16 protein-coding genes are annotated in these 19,114 nt (G+C 55.1%); 3 read left to right on the forward strand and 13 right to left on the reverse strand.

The genetic code is table 11. The annotated features are described in order from the left end of the window. Positions 1–183 precede the first annotated feature (183 nt). From SH248x_RS11720 to SH248x_RS11755, 8 genes are all read right to left on the reverse strand, one after another. Positions 184–789 carry a hypothetical protein gene (locus SH248x_RS11720; protein WP_459554457.1) on the reverse strand — a complete coding sequence of 202 codons (606 nt, stop codon included), beginning with the start codon at positions 787–789 and terminating at the stop codon, positions 184–186. A 223-nt stretch (positions 790–1,012) separates the two neighbouring features. Then, complete coding sequence (locus SH248x_RS11725) at positions 1,013–1,966, reverse strand: hypothetical protein (protein WP_459554458.1); 954 nt, start codon at positions 1,964–1,966, stop codon at positions 1,013–1,015. A gap of 505 nt (positions 1,967–2,471) precedes the next feature. Beyond that, entirely contained in the window at positions 2,472–3,410 is a 939-nt protein-coding gene (locus SH248x_RS11730) for an endonuclease/exonuclease/phosphatase family protein (RefSeq protein ID WP_459554459.1), read from the reverse strand. 157 nt (positions 3,411–3,567) lie between these two features. Then, positions 3,568–4,884: an outer membrane protein assembly factor BamB family protein gene (locus tag SH248x_RS11735; RefSeq protein ID WP_459554460.1), complete on the reverse strand. Its 1,317-nt coding sequence runs from the start codon at positions 4,882–4,884 to the stop codon at positions 3,568–3,570. 80 nt (positions 4,885–4,964) lie between these two features. Continuing rightward, on the reverse strand, positions 4,965–5,735 hold the full coding sequence (gene tam / locus SH248x_RS11740; RefSeq protein WP_459554461.1) for a trans-aconitate 2-methyltransferase: 771 nt from the start codon (positions 5,733–5,735) through the stop codon (positions 4,965–4,967). A gap of 90 nt (positions 5,736–5,825) precedes the next feature. Further along, on the reverse strand, positions 5,826–6,620 hold the full coding sequence (locus tag SH248x_RS11745; RefSeq protein ID WP_459554462.1) for a DUF4198 domain-containing protein: 795 nt from the start codon (positions 6,618–6,620) through the stop codon (positions 5,826–5,828). A gap of 159 nt (positions 6,621–6,779) precedes the next feature. Beyond that, a complete protein-coding gene (locus tag SH248x_RS11750; protein WP_459554463.1) occupies positions 6,780–7,889 on the reverse strand; it encodes a DUF1559 family PulG-like putative transporter in 1,110 nt (369 codons plus the stop codon). A gap of 230 nt (positions 7,890–8,119) precedes the next feature. Continuing rightward, positions 8,120–8,692, reverse strand: a complete 573-nt coding sequence (locus SH248x_RS11755; RefSeq protein ID WP_459554464.1) for a hypothetical protein — start codon at positions 8,690–8,692, stop codon at positions 8,120–8,122. Positions 8,693–8,823: 131 nt separating this feature from the next. Here SH248x_RS11755 and SH248x_RS11760 point away from each other — a divergent pair, with 131 nt between their 5' ends. Next, positions 8,824–10,248 carry an MFS transporter gene (locus tag SH248x_RS11760; protein WP_459554465.1) on the forward strand — a complete coding sequence of 475 codons (1,425 nt, stop codon included), beginning with the start codon at positions 8,824–8,826 and terminating at the stop codon, positions 10,246–10,248. A 374-nt stretch (positions 10,249–10,622) separates the two neighbouring features. Here the strand turns inward: SH248x_RS11760 and SH248x_RS11765 are convergent, their stop codons facing one another. The 3 genes from SH248x_RS11765 to SH248x_RS11775 form a co-directional block, all read right to left on the reverse strand. Beyond that, positions 10,623–10,901: a hypothetical protein gene (locus SH248x_RS11765; protein ID WP_459554466.1), complete on the reverse strand. Its 279-nt coding sequence runs from the start codon at positions 10,899–10,901 to the stop codon at positions 10,623–10,625. Positions 10,902–11,267: 366 nt separating this feature from the next. Further along, complete coding sequence (locus SH248x_RS11770) at positions 11,268–12,317, reverse strand: DUF6268 family outer membrane beta-barrel protein (protein ID WP_459558611.1); 1,050 nt, start codon at positions 12,315–12,317, stop codon at positions 11,268–11,270. Between the two features lie 423 nt (positions 12,318–12,740). After that, positions 12,741–14,045, reverse strand: coding sequence for a PP2C family protein-serine/threonine phosphatase (locus SH248x_RS11775; protein ID WP_459554467.1), 1,305 nt, complete (start codon positions 14,043–14,045; stop codon positions 12,741–12,743). Between the two features lie 340 nt (positions 14,046–14,385). Here SH248x_RS11775 and SH248x_RS11780 point away from each other — a divergent pair, with 340 nt between their 5' ends. After that, complete coding sequence (locus SH248x_RS11780; RefSeq protein WP_459554468.1) at positions 14,386–14,796, forward strand: peptidase associated/transthyretin-like domain-containing protein; 411 nt, start codon at positions 14,386–14,388, stop codon at positions 14,794–14,796. Positions 14,797–15,099: 303 nt separating this feature from the next. Here SH248x_RS11780 and SH248x_RS11785 read toward each other — a convergent pair whose 3' ends face one another. After that, entirely contained in the window at positions 15,100–15,546 is a 447-nt protein-coding gene (locus tag SH248x_RS11785) for a TraR/DksA family transcriptional regulator (RefSeq protein ID WP_459554469.1), read from the reverse strand. Positions 15,547–15,999: 453 nt separating this feature from the next. Between SH248x_RS11785 and SH248x_RS11790 the strand changes: the two genes are divergently transcribed. Further along, positions 16,000–17,250, forward strand: coding sequence for a DNA polymerase Y family protein (locus SH248x_RS11790; RefSeq protein WP_459554470.1), 1,251 nt, complete (start codon positions 16,000–16,002; stop codon positions 17,248–17,250). Between the two features lie 111 nt (positions 17,251–17,361). Here SH248x_RS11790 and SH248x_RS11795 read toward each other — a convergent pair whose 3' ends face one another. Then, the gene (locus tag SH248x_RS11795; protein WP_459554471.1) at positions 17,362–18,786 is read right to left on the reverse strand and encodes a WD40 domain-containing protein; all 1,425 of its coding nucleotides are present in this window, start codon (positions 18,784–18,786) and stop codon (positions 17,362–17,364) included. Positions 18,787–19,114: the final 328 nt, after the last annotated feature.

The following is a 19,114-nucleotide window of genomic DNA, read 5'->3' on the forward strand; positions in this document are numbered from 1 at the left end:
CGGGGAGAAGGTGGCCGAGTCTTCGAGGTCGGATGAGGGACTTCTGCGAATTAAATAAAGGCTCTCATCAACGTCCCTTCTCCCTTGAGGGGAGAAGGTGCCCGAAGGGCGGATGAGGGTGAGCGCTAGGCAACAGCAGATTTTCCAATGCCTATCACACACGAGGCGATTCTCTTCCGTTTCTCACTCCCCACGAACCCGTCGCCCGCGCAGCGCCTGCAATTCCTTCGACTGCCCCCACAGGTAGAACACGAAGCCAACCAGCGCCCCGACCCCAGCCGAGGACAACACAGCCGCTGGGCTTTGCGTAAATGTCGAATTCTGAGCCGCGGCTTGAGTCGTCAGGACAAGTCCCACCAGGCTGAGCAGCAGCCCTTGAGCATCCATCAGAATCTCCGCCAGGTCGAATCCCGCCCGCGTCAGAACCACCAGTTTCCCGAGCACCAGTTGCAATGCATAACTGACAACCCCGCTGACCATCAAGCCAAACGCGAGCCAGTGAAACCAGGAAAAGGCCATCGTTTCCGCAAGCTTGTAAATCGGCTGCAGGATCCCCGCTGAGATCTCTTTGGCTTCCTGGCTGGTATTCACCTTGTTGTAAGTCTCTTCGGCGCTCTTCTGGACGGATTCGAGCGTGTCATTGGCCTGCTCAGTCATCGTCTTATTCGCAGGTTCGACTTGGACAGGAGCAGGAGTCGTCTCGGTCGACGTCTCCTGAGCAGACACGTTTCCCGCCATCAGACAGGCGATCGCCATCGCAAAGGTCGCTGACAAAACAAATTTCGACATCAGATTCATTCGTAATCTCCAATTTGAGCGCGTCACAGAAAGTTATACCGGCCCACGGAGTCTAACGTGGCTGTCGAGCAGATTGATCAGGGAAAAGGAGAACGCACAGAAAAAACTGAATTCGCAGCCGCAGGCTTGTCCCCCAAAAAAGAAACCCCGCTGAAACCAGTTCAGCGGGGCTTTCAAGAGCGTTCAATTCCGATTGGGGGATATCCCCCAAGTCTTATTTTTTACCCAGTCTCACAAACAGAATATAGGCACTGGCCAGATCGATCGTCAGTTCTCCATCTGATTTCCACTGAGAAGGAACGTGATACGCGGCAATGTTGGGATCTACATTCAGCTTATCCAGCGTCTCGGTGACGTGCGGATAACGTGTGCTGATCGATGCCAGGAGCAGCGGAGAGATGACTTGTTTGTCATCAACCACATACCCGGTCGGCCCATCAGTCGCCGTCACGCCAGCATAGCCGTAAGTTTTGGTTTGGTACTCGATCGCCTGGTCCAGGAGCTCGAAGTAGTTGTCTTCATTGAAGAACAGCAGCGGGTAACAGTAGACGAACAGCGGATAGTCGACGCGTGAAACCTTGGGGCTGAATGGCTTATCGAACAATCGATACAGGATGACCCCTTCTGAGGTATCACTCCAGGTAAACTTGATCATGTCCGGCTTGCCGGTTTTTTGATCCCAGTAGAAGCCGTGCGAAAAGTAACCATCGATCATCACAAAATCGGTGTCGATCTTTTTCAGCTCAGCTTCGATCTTTTGCCTAAGCTCAGTGAGCTTCAGGACTTCCGCCGCTTGCAGCATGCCTGCGTAAAACAGGGCGGTATCAATCGTCGAGATTTCACTGTAAGACTTGGGCTGTCCACTCACATCAGTAAAGTGTGGCAACCAGCCTCGATTCTTGGGCGAATTGGCAGCAATCGTAAACTCAAAGCCTTGAGTAATGTTGCGAACAGCAAAGTCTCGTTCGCACCACCCACGATCTGCAGCCACCGCAAGGGCCAGATTTCCTAATCCTGTCGCCGCCACGCTGACAGTATTTGGATCTGACGACCGGTCCAGAAACTGACCATGCATCGTTTCCGTGTTGGTCAGATTCGTCAGGCGGGTGACTAAAACAGCTTCATTTGGGATCGTCAAAGCGACCGCAAGTAGTGTGTAGATAATCATTTCGAACTCCTCTTCGAATTGTCAGGCCGACATCATCATCAGCCTTATCATGGTTGCCCCGGGTTGTCGTCATGACATATATCGGCATCCACTTATATGATTACCCATTTATACTGCCGGTCAATCTGTTGCAGGCTCGTATCAACGAATAAATGGGACGGGCAGTATTGGATACCACGAATAATTAGACAAGAGGATTTGGGGCGAATTTGAGGTTTGTAATCCTTGCAAAGGTCCATAGCGGTAAGTCTGCGATCTTGTTACGCAACTTACAGGAAAAGCCCTAAATCGACCGTAGAAAAGCACCTACGACGACGCCTCAGCGCACGACCGTGAACGTAAGTCGTTGAGCAACTGGCGAGGCTTTAACGATAAAATATCTTGGGATGGAAGCGCAAGATGGCCGTTATGGGAAGCATGGGCAGAAATGGCGTACTTACCGAAGATAGCCTGCAAGCTGAGCCAGCAACAATGCAAAACCAACAGTCCAGTATGCAAAACGCCGTTACGGAGTCAGCTCAAACGTACCCATCACCGGGAAATGGTCACTGTACCCGAGCCGATCCTTGTAATCATCCAGCGGCAATTCAAAGTGTTTTCCTTTGATGACCCGGTCATTGAGCATGATTCTCGGACGCTCAACCTTGGAGACCTTCCATTTCATCCCCGAACTCGACGACGCCAGCTTATTCACAAACAAATGATCGTAACCCAAAAGCTCCATCTCGCCAGAATCATTGTTGTAGTAACCATGAGTGTAGCGCCCCATCGGCCCCAGTGATTCCAGCGTATTGACCAGCCCTCCGGCCTGCAGGGCTTTGATCGAATCGCTCCCATGATCATCGTTGAGATCACCCCCCACAATGATCGGGACGTCTTTCCCTTCATACGCCGGGATCTCTTTCGAGACGATATTGAGCAGCGTCGTCGCAGACGCAACCCGCACATCATCTCCTCCGTCCCGCTGACTCTTCCAGTGATTGATCAACACATAAAACGGCTGCCCCTGATGCGTAAACCGGGCGGACATGATCCCGCGCGGAAAGTTGGGGATCGCGTAACTCCGGGCCAGAAACGGCTTCTTGCTGATAATCCCGACATCGATTCCCCGAGTATCCTTCCCTTCCAGGACGAGAAAGTAGTGATACCCCTTCGAAAACAGATGCTTGCTGACGAAGTCTCGCAGGATCTGATGATTCTCAATCTCCATCAGCCCAATAATGTCCGGCTCCAGCGCAAGAATCACCTTGGCATCATTGGCCATCTTCTGCTCGACCTGCTGGCGGGTCAGAATGTCCTCAGCATCCAGGCGCGGGTCGTCGAACTCGTCGAACATATTCTCGACATTCCAGAAACAGACCTTCATCTGCTCCCCTGCCCTGACTGTCTGACACAGCGCACCAACCAGACACAGCACAACAGCCAACACCTTCACACGCGACATAACATCCACCATTCATCTATGAAATCGGCGTAGGGTGCTGGTGAGCCTTCGAACCGCACCAAATGTGCTCTCAATCGCTATTCGACCCTCGAACGCACAATTGGTGCGGTTCGCAAAGCCTCACCAGCACCCCACAAGGGAAATGGCCACCTCTGATTTACTGCCCACGAACGCAATACAGAATATCCCCCGTCCGAATCAGCAGCGAACCATCGACGACGGCAACTCCATACTGCGTCCGTCCGCCAAACATCGCAGCACTTCGCTTGCGCTCTTCCGATTCTTCCGCAGCGGCGGCCGCGGGATCAGCTTTCCCTTCGTCCGGATTCCATAACTGGTTCTCCGAGACAATCGAAAACTCGGGCCCGGCTTTAATGACCGTCGTCACGCCATCTTTCCCGAAGAAATAGATGTGGTTTCCCAGCCCAACTGGCGTCGCCCAGCTCGATTGCGCCACGCGCTTGGTGTAATGCTCCTTGCCAAGTCCCAGGTCGTAGCAATAGACAACACCACTGCGGTTAATCCAATACGCACAGTCTTTGTAGATGATCGACGACGCAAACGACGGACTGGCATCCTTCGTCCGCCACATCACCTCAGGGTTCCAGGTTCCATCCGCACTGCTGAAGACTCGCATCGCGAAGTTCGAATTCTTCGCATTCTCCGTATTCCCTTCACGTCCAGCCGAAGCCGCGACGAGGAAAATCCCATCCTGATTCGGAACGGGGGTCGCAGCCGTATTTCCGCCCAGCCCATCGATCGTCCACAACTGCTTGCCATGCATCGGGTCGTAACCGTCGACGGACCCGGCTGAACTGAGAATGACTTGCGTTCCATGTTGCGTATGCAGCAGGTAAGGTGAACTCCAGCTCGTTCGGCTGGTCCGGCTCGTCTTCCACTTCTCCTGACCATCCTGCTTATCGAGTGCCACCAGATAGGATGGGCCAGCAAAATCGACCGCGATAATAATCCGATCCTTTAACTGTACCGGCGACGCGGCGATCCCAAACTCACTTTCAATCTTCCCATAGTCTTTCCCCAGCGACTGAGTCCAGAGTTGCTTTCCATGATGATCATAGGCAATGACATCTCCCGATTCGAAAAACGCATAGACCCCGTTCTCATCGACACAAGGCGTCGGTGCCGCCCGACTGACGTACACACTGTTCTTGACCGGCATGCTGCTCTCGGTCGTCTTTCGCCACAGCTCCGAACCATCCTTCAGCGACAGGCACAGGACATGGTTCTGCTCTTTGTTCGGACCTTCAATCGCTGTCACGAAAACCTTGTCCCCCCAGATCACCGGCGAAGACTGTCCATGCCCCGGCAGCGACGCTTTCCAGGCAATATTCTTCTCGGGAGACCACTCAGTCGGAATCGAATCCGGACTGACATGAGACGTCTCCGCCCCTAGGAAACCGGTCCATTTGGCATCCGCAGCCAGCGCGATCACACAGAAATACAGTTCAAGCATGGAAATTCAACCTTCAAGAGAGACGAGAGTGGGCAGCCTCGCGTGCATTGTAACCGTCGCGACCCCTTTCGAGAATCGCATCAACCAGAAGTCGCCACAAAGAACAATCTCGGAAACGCCAGCAACGACGAACCATCCTCCGCAGCCGGATAAGCCAATGTCACCGCAGCCAGATACCGCCTCAGAAACTCAGCCTGTTCATTCTCATCCAACGGCTGCAAAAATGGTCTCAACCCCGTCGATTTGAACCACTCCACGACGTCCGACGGTCCCCCTTTCAACGGGTGATAATACGTCGTCCGCCAGACATCGACCTGCTCTGCCTGCTGCTGCAACAGTCGAAGATACCACCCCGCCTCCCGTCGAAACGCAAGATCCCGCGGCTGTTTCGACAGCTTCCCCGCCCACCGTGGATCCGCAGCCACTTCCCGCATCAGCACATGACTCGGCTCTTCCAAATTATCCGGCACTTGCACTGCCAGCGAGCCGCCCGGCGTTAACATCCTGATCAGCCGAGGCAACAAAACCTCATGCCCGGGAACCCACTGAAACGACGCATTCGCAAAGATCAGGTCATAAGGCCGACCATCATCCCAGTTCGCGATATCCCCCACCTCAAACCGAACTCCCGGCAATCTCGCCCGAGCCGCCTCGACCATCTCCGGGGAACTGTCAATCCCGATCACCTCCGCGTCCGGAAACCGATGCCTCAGCAACTCCGTCGAATTCCCCGGCCCACACCCCAGATCGATAATCCTCCTCGGCTCCGGCGGGACTCGCGCCAGCAAATCAAAAATCGGCCGATTCCGCTGCTGCTCAAACAACGTGTACTGCAAAGGAGACCAGGTCATGACAGCTCACCATTCAGGCACGAAGAAGACGAAGTGCTATGGTCATCATAACCGACTTCTTCCTCTTCGCACCCTGGCGTTGAAATTCAATCACTCGCAACACATACACAAATCCGGCACGAACAACGTCAGCGTCGCGGTGTACTTCGTCGCGTCGTACCCGTCTCCCTTTTCGTTCAACACGACATGCGACACAAACAAGTACCGATTCCCCTCCTTCGGCGTGAAGGTGATGATTCCCTCTTCGTCGGTCATGAATTCATACTCCGCATCAAACCCCTCCTGGAGCTCGTGGCCCTGCGGAATACAGGAGACCTTCTCATTGGCCACTGGTTTTCCCTTCATCACCAGCTGCACCTGAAACTTCTTCCCCGCCGCCATCGGCAGGACCGGATTGACAATCGGGACGAGCTCCATCGCTTGCCCCAGCACCTTGCCCACGACCCGGTCATCCGGCATTGGCTTATCCAGTGACTCGGTGATTTGAAAGAACGTCTTGGCAGACTTAAGCGACCGCTGAGCCTGCCCGTGATTGACGATCGTATCACTCGTCGCCGCCGCAGTGTAAACCCCTGGCTTGAACGCGGAAAACTTCCCCGTCCAATACCCTTCCTTCGGGGTGTAACCCTGATCGAGCATGTTCGAAGTCAGGTCAAACTTCTTCCCATCAGGGTCAACGACCTCCACTTTGACCTTCTCAATTTGAACCTTCCCCGCCTGCTTGAAGTCCCGATGATCATTCCCATGATTCCCGAGCTTCAAATCCACATAGATCGAATCCCCCGACCTCAACAGATTCGTATTCGTCTCCACCCAGGCATCATGTGCCAAGGCGGAAGTACTCATCATCGCCAACATAGCAATAGTCAAAACAATACGTTTCATAAATATCTCTCCTGGTATTAAGGCGAGCGGGGGGTGTGAACCCCCTGTCTCCTGTGCTTTCAAAAATAATGACCAGTGTGAGTACGCCACACGCGCCACCTCACACACTCCAAACTGGGGTCAGCTAACAATCCTGACCCCAGCCACCCCGTTACTGACTCAAAACGCCCCCACCACATTCCCATCATTCCGACTATGCAGATCCTGCTGCGTCTGCGTGTTCACACTGTCAGAGAGAAAGTGCACCGACCCATCCCCGAACAGGACATTCGCTCCCCCCTTATGCCAGCTGCGCGGCCCAAAATATCCCGACCAGTGATGCACGACATCCGGCACGCGACTATTTGGCGTGTTGTACCCGTTCGTCATCGTCGCCATCGCGCCGGTGAAGGCCCACGACATGCCCCGTCCTCGCAACGCAGCACTGTTCCCGCCACGCCAGGTGATCGTTCCAGTGAAGCCCCCATTCATCGCCGCTGTGAGATCAGGATTCTGAATCACCCCACCCTGCGTAAAGTTCGTCCATGGTGCTCCGGTCGCCACAAATCCCTGATGCGGGTCGGCCGCTGAGCTCACACCAGACGAACCATTGAACGTGTACTGGTACGGAAACGTCGGCGTCTGCCCGGCCGGAAGCGTGATGTCATCGCCAACGCTTCTGACGGCTTCGCTCATGAAGACCGTATTCGAAACCCCATCTGTCACATCCCGAAACCCGACATTCGAGTTCAGATAAACCAGCCCGTCGGTTCGGCGAGAAAAGTCCGTATTGCGATCCCTCCCGCTCCCATAGCTGACCATGTAATTGTTGCTGCCATAGGTGTAACCATTGGCGACGACCTGCGAAGGTGCAGGATCACTCGGACACAAAAAGATCGTCAGTGGGTTGGCGAAAGCGTCTGCAAATCGCGTCCCAACCGCCGCATCGGTGTAAGGAGTCTTCGAGCTGAATCCCCCTGCAAAGGCGGGCTTGGAGTAATCGAGCATATCCGCCAGATTCGACTGCTCCAGAAACGGCAGCAACCGCGACTGCACCGAGAAATCAATATCCGTCCTCCCGAACATCGGGAACATGGAATAGGTCGCTTCATAGTTATGCAGCGCCAATCCCAGCTGCTTCAGATTGTTCTTACAAGACGATCGACGAGCCGCCTCCCGCGCCTGCTGAACGGCCGGTAACAAAAGAGCCACCAGAGTCGCGATGATCGCAATCACCACGAGAAGTTCGATCAAGGTAAATCCCGATCGCGAAGTACGTGAAATAGCCATAGAAATATCCTGATGATGTATTGATGTAAGTAGAGAAGGAAGATGCCCCCGGGTGCAGACAATCCTGTCCGTGCATACATTCGTAGGGTGCTGGTGAGGCTCCGCGAACCGCACCAAATGGACCCACGAAGTTAAGTAGCAACAGTGAACGCAATTGGTGCGGTTCGAAGACTCACCAGCACCCTACGTTTAAGACAGATAGCCCATGCCACAGCACACAAAGCAATCACTTACCCCAACTCAGGCGGGTCCAGCGCAGACTCCAAAGACGCCGCGCTCACAACATCATCCACCATCATCAGCACAGTATTCAGACCACCATCCAACGCCACGAGACAGGGTTCTTCGAGGACCGTCGGCATACGCAAAACAACCATCGTGCCGACTTCATCCGCGCACTGACACGTTCCCCCAATGATTTCCCCACAGGGATTGGTCGACGACGATTCACGCACATCTTCAGTAGGTACGTTCGAGACGCTGCAACAACACTTCCCCGCCAGTTTCTTAGCCAGCGAGCAATGACACCCCGGCTTACTAGTCACGCGGGTCTTCGCCTTGACGACAACCCGTGAACCCGACGCACAGACCGAGTCATCCCGAATCACCTGCCCCAGCCCGTTCACAACCCGAACTCTCGGAGCAGCCTTTTCTTCGTTCGCCGGTTCATCCACCGTCTCATGAGGAGAGGCGGGCTTTTCGACCGAACTTGGTTCCGCAGCCTGACAACAAGACGTATCGATCCCCGTCTGACTGATCAACAGCCAGCAACACATCAGGACTCGAAGGATCGAACTTGCCACAACTCGCCTGTCAAATTCCGCCGTGAATCTCACGGCCTGTCTCAAACCTCACATTTACGATCGTCACCCACTCGCGTAAAGTGACACCACATAAATAGCCATCCTGTCAAATCAGTAAGAACCTCACCGAAATGCCCTCCCCCACGTCCGCAAAAAGCGAGACTCCCCAGAATCCCACCAGCGTCAGCCAGGACGACAACTTTCCGGTTCCGGTCACCGATCAACTTATCGACACCCATGTTAACGATCCCACCGAGCCGTTGGCAACCGGCCAAATTGACGCACAGTTCGATTCCCGCTCCGAACGCGTAAACATGCTGTCTCTAGCCGGCTACAACTCCAGCATGCGGGTTTCCTGGATCTTCAAGACCGAAACCGTCATCATGCCCGCCTTTCTCGACGCGATCGCAGGTCCGGGCTGGATTCGAGGCTTTCTTCCGATCCTCAACCGCTTCGGACAAAGCATCCCTCCCCTGCTCTACGCCGACCACCTCAAGGAGATGCCCCAGAAATCTCGCAGCCTGATCGCTTCCACGATGGCGATGGCGATGATTTTCCTGGGACTCGCTTTCAGCTGGTACCTCGTCGTCGACGCCCCGCCACGCTGGTTCCCATTCGCCTTCCTGGTCCTCTACGGGCTCTTCTTCATCGCCACCGGCGTCAACCAGCTCACCTTTAATACCGTCCAGGGAAAACTGATCCGCGCCACCTCCCGTGGCAAACTCCTGCGCGAATCCGGCATCGTCGGTTCACTGGTCTCGGTCGCGCTCGCCTGGTGGCTTCTCCCCGGCTGGATCGCCATGCCCGGCGCCACCGGTTACGTCTACATCTTCGCCGCCAGCGGGATCGGTTTCGTGCTCGCGGGCCTGATCCTCATGCTGGTCCGCGAACCCAAAGACGAACGCACACCTGGCGAACTCCCCCACACCAGCCCCTTCAGCATCCGCAAAAAATTCCACAACGTCTGGCTGGCCTTCACAGGCGACAAACACCTCCGAGCCGCCTGCTACGTCGGCATGCTCTGGATGACGTCGTTGCTGCTCTTCCCCCACTACCAATGGATCGGCCGCGAACAAATCGGCTGCAGCGACTACCAGCTCATGATCTGGGTCATCGCCCAGAACGCAGGCGTCGGCTTCTTCAGCTCCATGGGCGGTAGAGTCGCTGACATCCACGGCAACCGCCGCATCCTCTACCTCTTCAGCTTCGCCTCCGCGATCACCCCTCTTTTAGCCATCGTCATGACGATGCTCCCCCTCGACTTCGCCCGTACCTGGTACTGGACGACCTATTTCATCCTCGGCCTCAACCCCGTCATCATGAAGCTCTTCATGAACTACGTCCTCGAACTCACCCCCCGCGCCAACCATACCCGCTACCTCTCCGCCATGTCCGTCGCCATGGGCGTCTCCTTCCTCTTCTCCCCCCTAGTCGGCCACGCCATCGACCTCTGGTTCGAAGCCGTCTTCTTCCTCATCTCCCTCTCCGCCCTCCTCGCCGGCTACCTGGCCATGAAATTAATCGAACCCCGCGACCATCCCCACCTACAAAAGTAACTCGTCATGTCCCTTCCCCCCTCCTCGTCCCTTCTCCCCCGGGGAGAAGGTGGCGGCGCTTCGCCGACGGATGAGGGCCCTCTGCGAATTGAATAACGCCCACAACCCCGTCCCGACTCCCTCGAACCAAGCCTTATTAATCCCTTCTCCCTTGAGGTGGAAGCAAGGAGTTCACTCTCGCCGATCAGGCGAGAGTGAACGACGCGGTAGTCTTCTCAGGAATGGTGCCCGAAGGGCGGATGAGGGTGGGCGATAGGCACTCATTCGCCTCCATGTCCCCATCGACTCCCAGCGAAAAGTAGGGTGCTGGTGAACCTTCAAACCGCACCAAATCCGCTCACATTCTCTCAATCCATTTCACGTCAAGCCTCTCATCACACCGGCACGAGCTCCTGCCACAGTGCATCAAGCTCCTGCTTCGATTTCATAATTTGTCTCAGCGACAGGATATGATTGATGGCGTCAATATCTTCACGGCGCGAACCATCATCCAGAGAGACCGCTTCCACGGTCAGTCCGCACTTCTCCACTTGATTAATTGTCGTTGTGACCGACTGGCGAAATTTCTCGCTGGCCCATGCCGCCACGAATGATCGTCCCGAGCGAACGACTGGCATCGCATCAGAGTCTGTGGCCATGATGACGTCGTTCATCTGTGATTCCGACAGCTCGTCTCCAGCGAGAACGAGTGTGAAGGGAACTCGATTCATCTCATTGCTCCAGGCCGTGTTGGCAGTCATCAACTTCTTTTCGAATACGGTTTGCCAAGTCCTCAGGGACCCGAGGCGTGCAGGCAACTCCGAGTCGATGTCCCTCACGTGTTCCCGCAGGACAGTAGAGTGTCCTGTCGATATGCCCACGTGATTTGGCCGATTCTTACCGCCATCCTTTGGAAATCGCGTATTCGATGGCTTTGTTGATCTCTTTATTATGGTGATGCTTAGCCACGGATGAAAGCCTCAAATTGGGCAGGCCATTTTTGACTCTTCAAACCACACCAATCCGCCTCCACCAACCCATCAAAACACCAACCCCGCTCTCGCCACAAACGTCGACTTCGGATTGTAATCCCCAATCCCCGACTCATATTCGACGTCTCGATTAAAGACGACGCCGACTTCATAAAACATCACATCCATGTTCTTCGGGTCAGTTCCATTCTTGAACTCCAGCCCCATCAGAAACTTCAGATCCCCAATCGTCACGACATCCATATCACCGGTGATCCGCTCGATCGCATACGTCCCCCCGCCAATCTCGCCGCCAATGTAACACCAGTTCTCCCCCGACGACGTTTGCTCATAACGATACGCAAACCGCGGCTTCGGAAACATCAAATCGAGCTTGATATCCGGCGTCGGCGTATAAACAAGTCCTGCCACCGGCAGCACAGGTAAGTCATCCCGCGCCAGATAGACAACTCCAATCGCCCATTTCCATTCTTCACTCGCCTGATAAAACGCCAGCGCCCGCCCCATGATACGAATCATCGCCGCATCGGTCGTATCGAAGTCAGCCGCCACGCCGGGCGTCACCGCGACCTGTAAAATCCACTGTTCCGAGAGTGGCTGAAACCACGAGATATCCAACCCTGCCCGATACAGCGTCTCCGGCAAATCCGTCTGTTGCGGTCCTGAAAGAAACGACATCTGGTAAGACGGTGTCAACGACAACAACGGAAGACTTTTCAACTGAAAACTGCTGCTGACCGTAAAATCGCCAATCCCCAGCTTGTTGTCGTCACCCGCGATATACGTCCCCGCGATCGAGGTCGCTTTTCGATTGAACCAGGACTTCTCCGCTAGCAGACTCGGGTCATACCACGCCAGTGCATCAGCAGTACACTCGTCCGTGCATGACTCATAGTCAAGAGGCACTTTCGACCTATTCACGGAATCAGAGTGAGGCAGCTGATAGCCATCCGTCTCCCCAATCAGCAGAATCGGCGATCGTCGTTTACTGACTTCGTCTTCGTCTTTTTCAAACAATGTTGGCGTCAGCCAGTCCGCCCAACTCTCCTCAGCCCGACATTCGCATGCCGACGCGAAAGTAATCGCCACCGCGACCACAACACTCAAGATTCGTCTCAAATCTTTCACGCGTGACTGACCTCAAAACGTAGGCAAATTTCACGACATCGCCACCAACGCCAAAAACATCTCTCAGCGCGCAGCATGTCTGCCAGATCATTTCGGCGCGAAACCTACCACGTGTTCCACCGCATCGTCAAAGCGTTTCTTCACACCAGCGAACAGTTTGCAATTCCGACATTCCCGTCTTCGTTCCTTCTCCCTTAAGGGGAGCCGTATTCCGTCCCTTCTCCCTTGAGGGGAGAAGGTGGCGGCGCTTCGCCGACGGATGAGGGTGGGCGATAGGCATCAACAGACAACCAATGCTCATCAAAACGACAGGCAAAGTCCAAAACGCATACCGCGTCTATCGGCAACCAACCAAACCTCGAACTCCGCCCGTCCACACTCAACGTCAAACGCCTACTTCTCCGTTACCACATGCGACCGTTCCAGCCGCGAATCATTCGACTTCATCACCGAGATCAACTGATCAATCGCCACCGAGTACGCCTGCAGCACCTTATCGTACTTATGCTTTTCGATCTTACGATTGGCTTCCGTATACAGTGCCTGCTGATGCTGCCAGTCGAACTTCCAACCACGCTTATTGGCCAGATCTTCCAACTCCTTGGTCACCCGGCTGATCTCATCCAATAGTTCATGCGAAAAGGAAGCGGACGCCGTCCGATAAGGACGCCAGAAAATCGTCTCTTCGGGATCATTCAATTCCTGCTTCGGAACCACCTTCTGACTGTTCTGAATCAGCGACACAACCAGCCACGCGACTGCCAGCCCAGCTATTCCAGTCACCACAATCCCCGGAACCGTGTATCCACCAACTAGAAGCAAAATCCCCATCGCCAGCATGAACGCCGAGATCACCAACCCGATGTTGAGACCTGTGACATCGTTCGTCGGCGCCTGTTCAATCGTCGGAGGCTCTGGCAGAAAGACCCCGCTGTCTTCTGCAGCATTCACATGCGCAATCACCACCGTGATGTTGTCCGCTCCACCACGCAGATTCGCGAGGTTGACCATCATCCGACACGCCTCACTCGGCTGCATCAGCGCGGCAATCATCCCGATCTCAGAGTCATTCAGATAATTCGTCAGCCCGTCCGAACACAGAATATAGATGTCACCCGGCAGGACCGGAAACGGTCCCTCGACATCAATCGGCATCTCTTTTTCAGGCCCTAAAGATCGCGTCAAAACGTTCTTCGGCTCCGTCTTCTGAATCTCTTTCAACGTCTTCTTCGTCTTGCGTGCCAGTTCCCACTGCAGCGAATGATCGAACGTCATCTGATCAATCCGCGTCCCGCGCACCCGATACGTCCTCGAATCCCCCACATGCCCCACCCACGCTCCTTGGTGATTGAGCACCAGCGTTGTGCAGGTCGTTCCCATGCGATGGAATTCCTGATTCAGGCTCCCTCGACGATTAATTTCCTGATTGGCAGCCCGGTAGGCACTCTCGAGCAGTTCTTTCGTCGATTGGTTATTGATCTTCTGAAACGTGTGCTGCAGTTCCTCAACAGCAATCTTCGACGCCAGATCGCCCACCGCATGCCCGCCCATCCCATCGGCTACGATGAAAATGTGCCCCTGTTCTCGCCAGTAGTCATGATTGGTGCACAACGCCGCAAAAGCCCGGTCCTGGTTCCCGGCCCGTTTCATCCCGGTATCAGTCTTGATCGCATACTGAACGACCTGATCCCAACGCATGTATCACCCAACTCCACTCATTTCCACGTTAATCCGTTCTCGCACAACACTATATAACAAACTGAACATCCCCGCATATTGCAAGTTTCTTCTGATACGATTTCTCTGACTTGCCCCATTCTCGTCCCTTCTCCCTTGAGGGGAGAAGGTGGCGTCGCTTCGACGACGGATGAGGGTGGGCGCTAGGCATAAACCGACTCTCAATTCGAAACTGACTTTAGGCATTTCCTCCTCCGCCTCCCCTCTCAAAAAATGCTCTTTCCCCCCTCGCCAACTCCTGATAAATTCCGCGCCATTCACGCACCTTCGTTTTTACTCACAAGTCAAGACGCACGATTCCATGTTCACGTTCCGTCCATTTTTGCTGATCGCCCTGCTGCTCCTGAGCACAGGCTGCATGAGCGTCAATCGACGGATGACCATCCGCACCGACCCACCCGGCGCCATGGTTCGTCTTGATGGCAAAGACATCGGCTTCACCCCGGTCGCTGTCGACTTCACTCACTACGGCACGCGTGAAATCACGCTTATCAAAGATGGCTACGAAACATTAACCACCCTGCAGACCGTCCGCCCGCCGTGGTATCAGGTCTTCCCTCTCGATTTCGTCTCGGACAACTTCCTGCCCTTCCGGGTCCAGAACCGTCACGAATTCGATTACAGCATGCAGCCCAAGCTGATCGCCCCCGCCGAGGAAATCCTCAACCGCGCCAACGGCCTCCGCTCCGAATCGCTCATTCAAAAACCATAGCAATAACAATCCCAAGTCGACTCATACCGCTTTTTTCTCAAAGTGCCATGCTTGCGGCTTTGAGCAAGCATGTTGTGGACGTTCGAATTTCAAACGCTCCCCAAAGCTGGAGCATAGCACGACTTTTGAGACCGCACTGAGTCGTAACCTTCTTCCGACCGCGCATAAAAAAAGCCAGGCATACGCCTGGCTTTCCCCGTTTTGTCCTCGTTACGGAACGTCAGGAGACGCCCGTCGCGGACTTCAGAGCTCTCGCTCTGCCCTTTCTGCCTGACCCCTCAGACAGAAGTGGTCGAAATTATCTCAGTCTTCCATACGCAAATCAGAAATCGTCAGATCGCGTTCCTGGAATCGGCTTTCCTGAGTCACTGCAAATTCCCAGTCCGCATTATATCCATGGTCCGCATGGCTGGATTCTTCCTGCACACGTTGACACTCAACTGACAATCGAGTGAAAGGCAACGCCTCCAGCCGGGCAATCGGAATGCTTTTGCCAGACATTTCGCAGATGCCATAGCGACCGTCACGAAACTTGTTCAAAGCCAACTCAATCTGGCGGAGCTCATCACTTTCCATCGAAGCCAAACGCGTGTTCAGGTCACTGCTGGCGTTATAAGTTGCTGCGTCTCCTTCATCGCCCTGCTGATTGGGATCGGTACTGCCGAGGTCACCGGTAATTTTGACTCGGAGTTCCTTTCGTCGATCAAGAAGCTTTGTTTTGAGTTTATCAAGTCGCTCTGTACGAGTCATAGACAACGATCTTTCACAGCTAAGGTGTCGATCTGAGTAGTCAGATTGCTAAACCCATTTGGACGTTCGTTTATACGTCCGGTCCGGGTCGGGTTGAGATTCGCTTCAGCAACCCATTTCATTCTACGCAGTAGCATGAGGAAATGGTGGGTCGCGATGCAAATCTTTAATCAATTTGATCTCATTAAACCAAAATCTTTCCCTTTTGGATCAAATAACATTCTGAAAATGAGTCGCTCAAGCCCAAGTCGTTCCCCGGAAACGGATTGGGCAGATTGGGAGGGCTGACGATAACTCTAAGCCCTGTTTGCTGTAAACTTCTTTAAGGAAAGGCTTTACGAGATCAGTCAATTCGCTGCTGAAATGTTTCTGCAGATTTTTGCTGTCTTGCCGACTTGGACAATGCCGATAGAGATGTTGACAATTGTCCATACCTTCGTCAAGTTAGTGTGTATGAGTGTGAACTGGCTATTCGTCGACATGAACTCCTACTTTGCGTCCGTCGAGCAACACGACGACCCGCAGTTACGTGGACGCCCCGTCGCTGTCGCTCCTGTCATGGCCGACAACACTTCCTGCCTCGCCGCCAGCTACGAAGCCAAGCGCTTCGGCATCAAAACCGGCACCAGACTCTGGGAAGCCCGCCAGCTTTGCCCGGAAATCCGCATCGTCCTCGCTCGAGTCAAACGCTACGTCCAGGTCCACCACCAGATCGTCGCGGCTGTCCATTCCATTGTCCCGGTCGACAAGACGCATTCCATTGACGAAATGTCCTGCCGCTTGACGACCTACCAGCGCGAGATCGACGTCGCCACCCGCCTGGGCCACGAAATCAAAGCCGCCATCGCGACACAAGTCGGCCCCTTCCTGAAATGCTCCATCGGCATCGCGCCTAACCGCTACCTCGCCAAGGTCGCCACCGACCTCCAGAAACCCGATGGCTTCACCCTGCTCACTGCCGAAGACATCCCCCACCGCCTCCTCGACCTCCAACTCCGCGACTTCCCCGGCATCGGTGCCCGCATGGAACTCCGACTCCATCGTGCCGGCATCTTCACCGTCCAGCAGATGTATCACTGCAGCGAATCCCAGCTCGAACGGGTCTGGGGCGGCATCGAAGGACGACGCTGGTACTGGAAGATCCGCGGCCACCACATCGCCGAGCCAGACACCCACCGTGGCTCTTTCGGCCAGTCTCACGTCCTCCCACCCGACCTCCGCCATGACCTCGGCTGCAAGGGTATTCTCATCAAACTGATCGCCAAAGCCGCCCGTCGCCTTCGCATGGACAACTTCTGGGCCAAGTCCCTCTCCATCAAGGTCAACGGCTTAGCTGGCCCGCGCTGGGAAAAGACGGTCCATCTTCCTCCGACTCAGGAAACCTCGACCTTCCTCGAAGTCTTCGCCCGCATGTGGGAAGACCGCGATCAGGACACCACCGCCAACCCCATCAAAGTCTCAATGGTCCTCTCCGACGTCAGCAACCAGAAATCCACTCCCGCTTCCCTGCTCCCTCAAGACCGCAAACGCAACGAAGCCACCCGCCTGATGGACCAGATCAACGAACGCTTCGGCCGCGACATGCTCTACCCCGCCGCCATGCACGAAACCCGCCACGCCGCCCCCGCAAGAATCGCCTTCAACACCATCCCCGATGCCCGTGAATTCGACGGCTCCCCCAAGAACTTCTTCACGACGCAATAGATCCCCTGCCATCTGAGAGACTGATCCTCTACTGGCTGATCAACTCAAATGACCAACAACTCCGCGTCCTCTGCTCCCCACCGCGGGCTCTGCGTTCCAACTCGTCCCCCCTCAATTCGCCGCCGTCGCCGCAGCCGCTTCCACCTGAGGCGTCTTCGGAATCGCCTGGAACTCCTGCACCACTTTCCCCTCTGCGTTCCACATGCGAATCATGCCGCGCATGTCGCCCGCCATGATCAGCTTGCGATCGTTGTCATAGGTGACGTCGGTTGGAATCTCCGGCAGCCCGCCGATTTCTTTGAGCGCCTTCCCGTTTCCATCCCACAGGACGACCCGCTTATCGCGTCCTGCAGAAACAATGTTCCCTTCCATGGTGAACTGAATCGACGTCGTCCCCGACCCGTGAGCCTTCCACGACTTGATCGCTTCCCCGGTATTCACGTCCCAGATCTTGATGTCCCCATCTTCGCTGCAGCTCGCGACTGCATTCGAATCGGGACGCCAGCTGATATCCGTAATCGCCCCTTTGTGTCCGTTCAGGGTTGCGAACTCTTTGCCCGTGAATGTCTCCCACAGGAACAGCCCGTTGCTGCGGTCCCCTGTGGCACACAGCACGCTGTCTGGGGAAAACTCCGCGGCCTGAACCCAGTCAGTGTGTTTCTTGATCTCGAACAGGACTTCTCCCGTTTGTGCATTGAAGATCCGGACCATCTTCTTCGGCCCACCCAGCACGACGAACCGATAGTCGGACGTCACATCCGACGCCAGCACCGAGTCATACTCAGCTCCGATCTCGGCGATCCGTTCCCCGGTCTTCACATCAAACAGCACGACATTTCCTGACGCTCCCCCGCGTCCACCACCAACCGCCAGCAGCTTGCCGTTACGAGAGAAATTGATCTGCTCAGGAATCCCCTCAGGATACGGCAACACTCCCAGCAGCTTCGCGGGCTCGGCTCCGAACAGCAGCACCTGCTGATAACTCGAAACGGCGTACAACGGTGCCCAGGGACTGGCAGCCAGCCCCGTAATCGTATTGGGACGAGTCGTCTCATGCACCGGCTTCTGATTGAACTCCGGCCCCGGCAGCGTCGGCGCATCGGCAGGACGACCGATATCGACCGTCATATTCTTGAGCGCCTTGTTCTCTTTGATCTCAACCTTACTATCTGACTTCAGAGGCGCCCCGGCTGTGATCCAGGCTTTCAGCAGGTCGATCTGCTCCTGGGGAATCTTCGCCCCATTCGGCGGCATGAACGGCTCACTGTCCCGATTGACGACAAGGAACAAAAAGCTGCTGTCCGCATCTCCAGGAATGACGGCATCCCCCGACGCCCCGCCCTGCATCAGCAACGCGAAACTATCGACCGCCAGTCCCCCCTTGCGGTCATTGGGATTATGACAACTCCCGCAATGCTGACGAAAAATCGGCAGAATGTCCTTCTCATAAGTCACCTTATGCACCGGCGCCTCTTGAGCATTCACAGCCGAGACACAAACCAGACCACACAAAAGGCCACTCCAGATCAATTTCATCTCAATCATTCCTGCTAACAAAACTGAATTCGGTACAAGGCTTCTCAAACTGTCCCTTCTCCCCCGGGGAGAAGGTGGCCGAGTCTTCGAGGTCGGATGAGGGATCTCTGCGAATTAAATATCGCTCTCATTTCGTCCCTTCTCCCTTGAGGGGAGCGGCATTCTGTCCCTTCTCCCTTGAGGTGGAAGCAAGGAGTTTGCTCTCGCCGAGAAGGCGAGAGCAAACGACGCGGTAGTCTTCTCAGGAATGGTGCCCGAAGGGCGGATGAGGGTGAGGCATAGGCACTCATTCGCTGTCATTCACTCAACCAAACAACAGCAAAGACTG

Origin of the sequence: Lacunimicrobium album, from assembly GCF_052161635.1 — a bacterium.
Lineage (GTDB): Bacteria > Planctomycetota > Planctomycetia > Planctomycetales > Planctomycetaceae > SXPC01.

Coding starts and splice junctions, on each gene's coding strand:
- SH248x_RS11720 (WP_459554457.1), bottom strand. CDS start 789: ATGTCGAAATTTGTTTTGTCAGCGACCTTTGCGATGGCGATCGCCTGT.
- SH248x_RS11725 (WP_459554458.1), bottom strand. CDS start 1,966: ATGATTATCTACACACTACTTGCGGTCGCTTTGACGATCCCAAATGAA.
- SH248x_RS11730 (WP_459554459.1), bottom strand. CDS start 3,410: ATGTCGCGTGTGAAGGTGTTGGCTGTTGTGCTGTGTCTGGTTGGTGCG.
- SH248x_RS11735 (WP_459554460.1), bottom strand. CDS start 4,884: ATGCTTGAACTGTATTTCTGTGTGATCGCGCTGGCTGCGGATGCCAAA.
- tam (WP_459554461.1), bottom strand. CDS start 5,735: ATGACCTGGTCTCCTTTGCAGTACACGTTGTTTGAGCAGCAGCGGAAT.
- SH248x_RS11745 (WP_459554462.1), bottom strand. CDS start 6,620: ATGAAACGTATTGTTTTGACTATTGCTATGTTGGCGATGATGAGTACT.
- SH248x_RS11750 (WP_459554463.1), bottom strand. CDS start 7,889: ATGGCTATTTCACGTACTTCGCGATCGGGATTTACCTTGATCGAACTT.
- SH248x_RS11760 (WP_459554465.1), top strand. CDS start 8,824: ATGCCCTCCCCCACGTCCGCAAAAAGCGAGACTCCCCAGAATCCCACC.
- SH248x_RS11765 (WP_459554466.1), bottom strand. CDS start 10,901: ATGAACGACGTCATCATGGCCACAGACTCTGATGCGATGCCAGTCGTT.
- SH248x_RS11775 (WP_459554467.1), bottom strand. CDS start 14,045: ATGCGTTGGGATCAGGTCGTTCAGTATGCGATCAAGACTGATACCGGG.
- SH248x_RS11780 (WP_459554468.1), top strand. CDS start 14,386: ATGTTCACGTTCCGTCCATTTTTGCTGATCGCCCTGCTGCTCCTGAGC.
- SH248x_RS11785 (WP_459554469.1), bottom strand. CDS start 15,546: ATGACTCGTACAGAGCGACTTGATAAACTCAAAACAAAGCTTCTTGAT.
- SH248x_RS11790 (WP_459554470.1), top strand. CDS start 16,000: ATGAGTGTGAACTGGCTATTCGTCGACATGAACTCCTACTTTGCGTCC.
- SH248x_RS11795 (WP_459554471.1), bottom strand. CDS start 18,786: ATGAAATTGATCTGGAGTGGCCTTTTGTGTGGTCTGGTTTGTGTCTCG.